This window comes from Photobacterium sp. GB-1, assembly GCF_003026165.1.
GTDB lineage: Bacteria > Pseudomonadota > Gammaproteobacteria > Enterobacterales > Vibrionaceae > Photobacterium.
Genome location: NZ_PYOB01000029.1, coordinates 44814 through 52879, shown reverse-complemented (window position 1 = coordinate 52879; position 8066 = coordinate 44814). Strand labels below are relative to the sequence as shown.

General features: G+C 40.4%; 8 protein-coding genes and 1 pseudogene. 2 read left to right on the top strand and 7 right to left on the bottom strand.

Going from position 1 to position 8066, the window contains the following annotated elements; all coding sequences use genetic code 11:
• Positions 1-1070: pseudogene (locus tag C9J45_RS19365) on the top strand (arginine decarboxylase); the annotation flags it as partial.
• A gap of 176 nt (positions 1071-1246) precedes the next feature.
• On the opposite strand, the gene C9J45_RS19360 reads toward C9J45_RS19365, so the two are convergent.
• The 5 genes from C9J45_RS19360 to C9J45_RS19340 form a co-directional block, all read right to left on the bottom strand.
• Positions 1247-1459 (bottom strand): cold-shock protein, encoded by a 213-nt coding sequence (locus C9J45_RS19360; RefSeq protein WP_006647467.1) that lies wholly within the window; start codon positions 1457-1459, stop codon positions 1247-1249.
• Between the two features lie 225 nt (positions 1460-1684).
• Positions 1685-1894 (bottom strand): hypothetical protein, encoded by a 210-nt coding sequence (locus tag C9J45_RS19355; protein ID WP_107208574.1) that lies wholly within the window; start codon positions 1892-1894, stop codon positions 1685-1687.
• Between the two features lie 338 nt (positions 1895-2232).
• Positions 2233-2466 (bottom strand): cold-shock protein, encoded by a 234-nt coding sequence (locus tag C9J45_RS19350; RefSeq protein WP_370444651.1) that lies wholly within the window; start codon positions 2464-2466, stop codon positions 2233-2235.
• 283 nt (positions 2467-2749) lie between these two features.
• The gene (locus tag C9J45_RS19345) at positions 2750-3817 is read right to left on the bottom strand and encodes an FUSC family protein (protein WP_107292887.1); all 1068 of its coding nucleotides are present in this window, start codon (positions 3815-3817) and stop codon (positions 2750-2752) included.
• A 31-nt stretch (positions 3818-3848) separates the two neighbouring features.
• Positions 3849-4418 (bottom strand): isochorismatase family cysteine hydrolase, encoded by a 570-nt coding sequence (locus C9J45_RS19340; protein WP_107208578.1) that lies wholly within the window; start codon positions 4416-4418, stop codon positions 3849-3851.
• A 147-nt stretch (positions 4419-4565) separates the two neighbouring features.
• Here C9J45_RS19340 and C9J45_RS19335 point away from each other — a divergent pair, with 147 nt between their 5' ends.
• On the top strand, positions 4566-5474 hold the full coding sequence (locus C9J45_RS19335) for a LysR substrate-binding domain-containing protein (RefSeq protein WP_107292886.1): 909 nt from the start codon (positions 4566-4568) through the stop codon (positions 5472-5474).
• Between the two features lie 76 nt (positions 5475-5550).
• Here the strand turns inward: C9J45_RS19335 and C9J45_RS19330 are convergent, their stop codons facing one another.
• Positions 5551-6738: an NAD(P)/FAD-dependent oxidoreductase gene (locus tag C9J45_RS19330; protein ID WP_107292885.1), complete on the bottom strand. Its 1188-nt coding sequence runs from the start codon at positions 6736-6738 to the stop codon at positions 5551-5553.
• A 145-nt stretch (positions 6739-6883) separates the two neighbouring features.
• Entirely contained in the window at positions 6884-7993 is a 1110-nt protein-coding gene (locus C9J45_RS19325) for a mechanosensitive ion channel family protein (protein ID WP_107208570.1), read from the bottom strand.
• Positions 7994-8066 lie beyond the last annotated feature (73 nt).

The window sequence follows — 8066 nt, the reverse complement described above, 5'->3', positions numbered from 1 at the left end:
GTGAAGACGCGATCAACTTTGACCGTTTCAACCAAGCATACATGATGCACACTTCAACATCGCCACTATACGCAATCTGTGCGTCTAACGATGTTGCAGCTAACATGATGAAAGGCGAAAGTGGTAAAACACTGACTGACGAAGTAAACCGCGAAGCGATCATCTTCCGTCAAAACATGCGTCAGCTATTCAACAACTACACCAATGACAACGATTGGTTCTTCAAACCTTGGAACGCAGAAACTGTTACAGAAATGAACGGTGACAAGGTTAACTTTGAAGATGCATCTGTTGAGTCTCTAATGACTATCCAAGAGAACTGGAAACTAACTCCTGGCGACAAGTGGCACGGCTTTGACGAAATCGACAATGACTGGTGTATGCTTGATCCAATCAAAGTTAGCTTGCTAACTCCTGGACTTGACGACAACGGTAACTTCCTAGAAACAGGTGTTCCAGCAGCACTTGTGACTGCATACCTAGGTCGTTTCGGTATCGTACCAACACGTACTACTGACTTCCAAGTAATGTTCCTATTCTCAATGGGTATTACTAAAGGTAAGCGTGACACATTGATCAACACATTGTTGTCATTCAAGCGTCACTACGATGCTAACGCAGATATCGAAACACTGTTGCCTGAGCTAGTTGCATCAGCACCAGAAGTGTACAAAGGTCTTGGTCTTAAAGATCTTGGCGAGCGTATGTTTAAGTACCTAGTTCGTCATAACCCAAGCCAAGTACTAAACCACGCTTACTCTAGCCTTCCAGAGATGGAAGTGAAACCACGTACTGCTTACCAGTTCGTCGTATCTGATGAAGTTGAGCTAGTACCTTCTGACAAGCTAGTGGGTCGTGTTGCAGCGAACTCTGTTATCCCTTACCCACCAGGCATCCCAATGCTAATGGGTGGTGAAAACTTCGGTGACGAAACAAGTCCTCAAATTCAGTACTTGAAAGCACTAGAAGCATGGGATGCAGAATTCCCAGGTTTCGAACACGAAACTGAAGGCGCAGAGATCGAAGACGGTAAATACCACGTTCTTTGTATCAAAAAAGACGCTCTATAATCGACTAAGTCGATAACGTGACTACCCTAAATCCCCGCTCATTGAGTGGGGATTTTTTTATGTTATTCCATTCATAAAATTAATATTATGCGATTACATCACAATCCATGACGCCAAATTACAGATATAAAAAATGCCGGCCTTAGCCAGCATTTCATGCTTATCAACAGATAAACTTATAGCGCGATAACATTTGCCGCTTGCAGGCCTTTTTGGCCTTGCTCTACGTCAAATGAAACTTTCTGACCTTCAGTTAAGGTTTTAAACCCTTCTGAAGCGATGGCACGGAAGTGAACGAAGACGTCAGCGCCGCCATTGTCTTGGGTTAGAAAACCAAAACCTTTCTCTTCGTTAAACCATTTTACTAAACCAAGTGTTTTATTAGACATTATGTGTCCCTTATATGTATTTCATTGAGGTGTCGCAACACGCGACGGCCGAAATAACGATGTTTGAACTATCGATAAAGCAAAGGGAAACACGGATAAAACAACATAAATGCGGCGATAAACAGTTTTCTTCTACGAAAAAAATGACAAATTTCAATTTTCAGCGAGTAAGATTATTAAATTAAGCGAATGAGTTTATTCGATTAATTTAATACCCTTTAGGTATTAATAAGAGATAGTGAAATTACCAATTAGTTTATTATCAGCATTAGTAATATCGCCTTTACCGGTTTTTTCACAGTATGAGAAATTAATATCCACATTATCAACATTCCCTTTCATTAATACATGTCGGGTTAATACATCACTATTTAACTGATGAATTGTTGAATTCCAAGAATGTTTATTTTTTAATAAGTTAAAATTTACGTTCATTATTTTACTGCTTCTTCTGTTTGTGTATTTATTGTATTTACAGGGCGGTTTTGTTGAAACCAAAATCGTTTACGACCAAGAGATCGAGACATGAGCATATCCTTAGCTTTATCATTAACTTAAATTAATTTCTAAGATATTTCTTAGTACATTTAAATTATAAAATGAGTATAAAATCTATTTATTATAGGTAACGAGGGAAATAGGAACGTAACGACAAATACAAACAAAAGCAGATATTGGCAGTGGTTATTATTTTCGATGGTACGGTATAACTAATTATTTTTACTTTGAAAGCGGCGCAAATAGTATATAACTCTTTGCGCCAACTTAAATTCTTATAGCGCTACAACGTTAGCTGCTTGTAGGCCTTTTTGACCTTGCTCTACTTCGAAAGAAACTTTTTGGCCTTCAGCCAAAGTTTTAAAACCTTCAGAAGCGATAGCACGGAAATGAACGAATACGTCAGCGCCGCCATTATCCTGAGTAATGAAACCGAAACCTTTCTCTTCGTTGAACCACTTAACGATACCAGTAGACATATTGTGTCCCTTATTTAAATTAAAATTCATGAGTTATCGCAATAAAAAATCACGATGCGCTGAAAGCTTGAATTATTGAATGTGACGATGAAGCTAAGGGAAACACTGAGGATGACAACAATAACGAAGAAATTCTGAGGTTTTACTTTTACTTGATGTTTCATTAATAACTCTGAACAACAGAGCGACGCCATTATTGTCTTATAACCAATAATTGTAAAGGGTTATTTTCTATAATTATTGGTTATCGTTGTAACTCATTGATAGTAATACTTTTAAATTTAAAATAAATGTTTTAGGTTTAAATGTCGCTTCAATAGTCCTCTTTTCCTCTCTTTATTTTAAATAAAGGGCTAATAACATAAGTCACAACATAAACACTTATCACACCAATCGCACCACCCAATACAACATCGAACATTCGAGCCATCGCAATTGATTCTGTATGTGCCATCGAGCCAGCAGCAATGGCAATAAGCATACAACGTAATGTAAAAGCGACAGGATAAGGTTTAATGACTAGAGTTAAAGGAATAAGAAAAGCGGCAAAGCTATTTAGTACTGTAGCACTTCCAATAAATGAAGATAGATAAACAGCTCCTCCTCCTAAACTTAAACCTAATACCGCCCCTCTACCTCGATGTTTAAACTTTTTATGCATGCTACTTAGCTCTCCGGTTATCACACTCACCGAAGACCAAATAACCCACTGTCCTTGTTTTATAGCGAAATATTTAACAAAAACAGCGGTCATAAAAATAGCGAAGAAAATACTTAATACCGAGTAAATGACCGCTGGTTGTTTTTTAACGATATAGGGATGATCCCTACCAATCAGAGCATATGTCCGATCTTTCGGCATTTTAGCCATATTTAAACAGACTAAAACCAATATTGGTCCAATTAAGGTAACGGGTAATTGTTCAAGTAATTTTATATACGCATGAGTAAATGTATGAGGGTTTACACGATCATAAAGCTCACAACTTAAATATAACGCAGGGATCAATATCCAATTTCCTAACGATTTTAAATTTTTATCCCAATAAGCAAAACTGGCGCAAATCGCCCCCAATAAAGCGCAGAACAAAGCAAACAACAGTGGAGAGCTTTGCACCCAATACAACACCGTAAAACCTAAAATAATAGCCAGCCAATGTAAGCACGTTTCTAATAACCCACTTAAACCTAAACTATTTTGCACACAAAAAAGTGCCCCACTCACCAACCCCAGTTGCAGGTAATGATGATCGCCGGTTATACACGCCACAATGAAACAGGGAAAAATAGCAACCGTCATGCACACAAGCGTTGGTACATCACACCATGCAGATAGTGTCTGTTTTATATGCCACTGATTATAGCCCCATGTCATTTTCATCGGCTTTATGCTCTTGTATTTGTCTCAATTACTAACAGGTAAGCTGCTCAACCCTGATCACTTCGGCAAGTCGAGAAAGCAACTCAATAGACTGTTGATGTGTTTGCTGACTGTCTGCAGCACAAGCGTCTTCAATAATCGTCACTTTATAATCGCGGTCATGCGCATCTCGGGTCGTCGATTGAATAGCTAAAGTGGTACTCACACCAGCTAAATACACATGTTCAATACGGTTGGCACGTAAAACCGCTTCTAATGGTGTACCGTAAAAAGGGCTAATTCTTGGTTTTTCAATAATAAAGTCACTCGTTTGTACATCTAAATCATCATGAAATTCAGTACCAAAGCAGCCTAACTGCAATGCCTTATATTGATTGGCCAAACCAAAGATTGGCGAGTTTTTAGGTTGGGCATAATAATGGGATTCGAATCCGACTTTAACGAGAATCACTAACCAATCATTTTTACGGGCATATGCAAGCGCTTGGTTGGCATGGGTTATCGCATTTTGTTCTTGAACATGCGTAGCACATGATGGGATTTTGCCGTCGGGGTGGACAATATCATTAATAAAATCGATAACGAGTAATGCTTTTTTCATCATAATTTTCTCTTGTTAGATCATTAGCACTTCAATTAGATATCCTGCTAAAAACGAATATTTCTTCTTGTTTTCACTGTATTTTAGTTTTTAGCAACAATAGAGAGAAACGATATATACTTACGGTTATGTAAGTTTTTCTAACAGATGAAAATGAAGCATCTACCGCCATTAAAATCTCTACCTGTTTTTCTCAGCGTATGTGAACACCTTAATTTTTCTAAAGCAGCCAATGCGTTGTGCGTCACTCACTCTGCTGTTAGTCAAAGTATTCAAAGCCTTGAAAGCTATCTCGGAAAGCGGTTATTTCATCGCACAACACGTCAAATGACGTTAACGGAAGATGGAAAACGCTATCAACGTGCCATTCAAGAGGGGATAAATATCATTGAGCAGGCAACTCTTCGAGAGTTAACCTCTCAGCAGCAAGTCTCTGTCAGTATTATTCCTTCCTTAGGGCTAAAATGGTTAATTCCTCGAATGCCTGCATTGCAAGAAAAGTATCCTGATATTGATTTACGCTTTTCTACGCATTCGACGTTGGCATTAGATCTTCTGCCCCATAGCCTTGATATTGCTATTTGTTATGGTGAGGGAAATGAATGGCCTGAATACAATGTGGTTCCTTGGAGTGAAGATAGGTTGGTGCTAGTCGGTAGCCCCACAAAAAAGCCTCTTCCTGATGATTTAGATAACTACTTTGCTGAACAGCCAACGATTTGGGTGGATCGCTCTCTACGTGACTCAGATTGGACACATTGGTGTCAAAGCTTAGGCGTCGATGTACCTAACAACACCAAGCGGCGTTATTTTCAAAGTTCTGTGCAGGCAATTGAAGCTGCTATCGCAGGGTTGGGTGTTTTTGTTACACATCGAATGTTTGTCAACGATGAAATAAAAGCAGGCTTATTAGCAGAGCTTACACCCCATAGTGTATTAAGCCGTTGTAGCTATTTCATCGTCAGTAAGAAAGAAAGCCAGAACAGGCCAGAAGTACAAAACGTCATTGCTTGGCTACAAGACACGCTCAAACAAGAAAAGTCAGTAACGTCGTGATAGGCAGGGAGATACTCTCTTATCTTTCTTAATAAGAGAGTATTAAAACTAGAGACAAAATATTGTATGAAATAAATTAGGCATATTGCCCAGCAACATAACCAGAGCTCCATGCCCACTGGAAGTTATAGCCACCTAACCAACCACTCACATCCATCACTTCACCCGCAAAGTACAAGCCTTTAACTTTCTTAGTTTCCATGGTTTTTGAGGATAGCTCATCGGTATCAACGCCGCCTAATGTCACTTCTGCTGTACGATAGCCTTCTGTACCATTTGGCGCGATCTGCCATTGGTGGAAGTATTCACTCAGTAATGCCAGCTCTTTATGATTAAGTTGCTTTAACGGTTTATCTTGTACATCACCACGCTCAATCAAAGCCTCGATAAGACGCTTAGGCAGTAAGCGAGACAGCGAGTTTTTCAAGCTTTGGTTTGGATGTGCTTCACGCATCTCATTTAAGGTGTCAGCCAAGGTTAAATGCGGTAATAAATCTGCGGTGATCTTCTGACCCGGCTTCCAGTATGACGATACCTGTAAAATCACAGGGCCTGATAAACCACGGTGGGTAAACAGTAAGTTCTCTTTAAATGAAGTGCCATCTTCAGTTTCAACGACCGCAGGAACAGCAATACCAGACAGATCCGCGAGCGCTTCTTTATCTTCAACATGCAGCGTAAACGGTACAAGACCTGCAGTAGTTGGGATCACTTTCAAGCCAAACTGCTCGGCAATTTGATAACCAAACGGGGTTGCGCCCAGTTTAGGCATTGATAAACCACCGGTTGCAACCACCAGCGATTCACAACTGACAGTGTCAGTGTTAAGCCCTAGAGTAAATCCAGATTCAGTCTTTTCAATACTATGAACATCGACTTGGTAACGTTGGGCGATATTAGGCATATCGCATTCAGACAATAACATTTGAACAATGTCTTTGGCGGAATCTAGGCAGAATAACTGGCCATGATCGCGCTCTTCGTAATCAATCCCGTGTTGGCAAACCATGCCTATAAAATCCCACTGGGTGTATTGAGATAGCGCAGATTTCACAAAGTGTGGATTACGACAAACAAAATTATTCGCGGCCACATCCATATTGGTAAAGTTACAACGACCGCCACCTGAGATCAGGATTTTACGTCCCGGCTTCTTACCATGATCAACCACCAATACAGAGCGACCACGCTTACCTGCTTCAGCTGCACACATCAGTCCTGCAGCACCCGCACCGATAATGACGACATCGTATTTATTTGCCATGAATTACTATCTGCCTTTCAAAAACACTAAGGGAAAAACGAAAAAAGGATGCTAGTCGCTAGCATCCTTTCTCTCTCGCGGCGGCTATTTTACCTACCTAATGGCGTAATACCAACCGTAATAATTTATCCTGATAGCAAACCTATTAAGCTTGCTGAGCACGCTCAATAGAGGCCAATGCCGTAGATGCCGCTGCAGGCATGTCTAATGTTGTGGTTGGGAAAGCAAAATCGGCCCCATGCGAATGTACAATCTCAACAATTTTAAGCATCACATCCTGCTGTACGTCTTTGTACTTAATCCATTCAACCGTTTTGGTAAAGGTATATACCAAGATATTAAGTGACGACGCACCGTAAGTATCAAAACTCACAATCAAGGTTTGTCGAGTATCGATATCTGGATGGTTTTGTAGCATAGTTTTAATATCACGCACGACATCACCCACCACCGCAGCATCACAATACCGTAAACCGACACTTTGCTTAATACGGCGATTGAGCATGCGAGACGCATTTTCTACCACCACCGAGCTAAACACCGAGTTAGGCACATACATTGGACGCTTATCAAAGGTGCGAATAATGGTCATACGGAAACCAATTTTCTCTACCGTACCTTCAATTTGACGATCAGGACTGCGGATCCAATCACCCACCTTAAACGGACGATCAAAATATAACATCATGCCGCCAAAGAAATTCGCCAGCAGATCTTTGGCTGCCATACCGACAACTAAACCACCAACACCACCAAAGGTGAGTAAGCCTGATAAACTCAAGCCCAGATTTTGCATCGCAATTAAACCGCCAAACACCATGACGATTAAACGCAAAATCTTCGATATCGCATTTACGGTTGTCGCATCACGCTGCGGTCGGTTTTCCAATATGGTCTGCTCCATATTGGAAATTAAACGAAATAGCGTCCAAACAATGGTCCAGATCAGCAACAGATGACGAAGAGTCGATAATGATGTACTGGAATAACTGGTCAAGTTATCGACTAATATGCCTATCGACAGCAGTCCCGGCCAAACCCAAATACATAAGGTAATGGGGGCGCGGATCGCACTGATTAATGCGTCATCCCAAATAAACTGACTTTTTTCTGCCACTATAGCTAAACGGCGTGACAATAAGATCCATCCGCCCCATAACACCGAGCTCAACAATAACAGTAAGCCAATGTTATACATCCAATCGACAGATGCGCCCTTTTCTAACGACGACCACCAATATATGAACTTTTCCATAACGTTTCTGTTTCTCTATGATTAGCGATACGCAAAAAATAGGCTACCGATATAGCCTATCCGTCATATTATA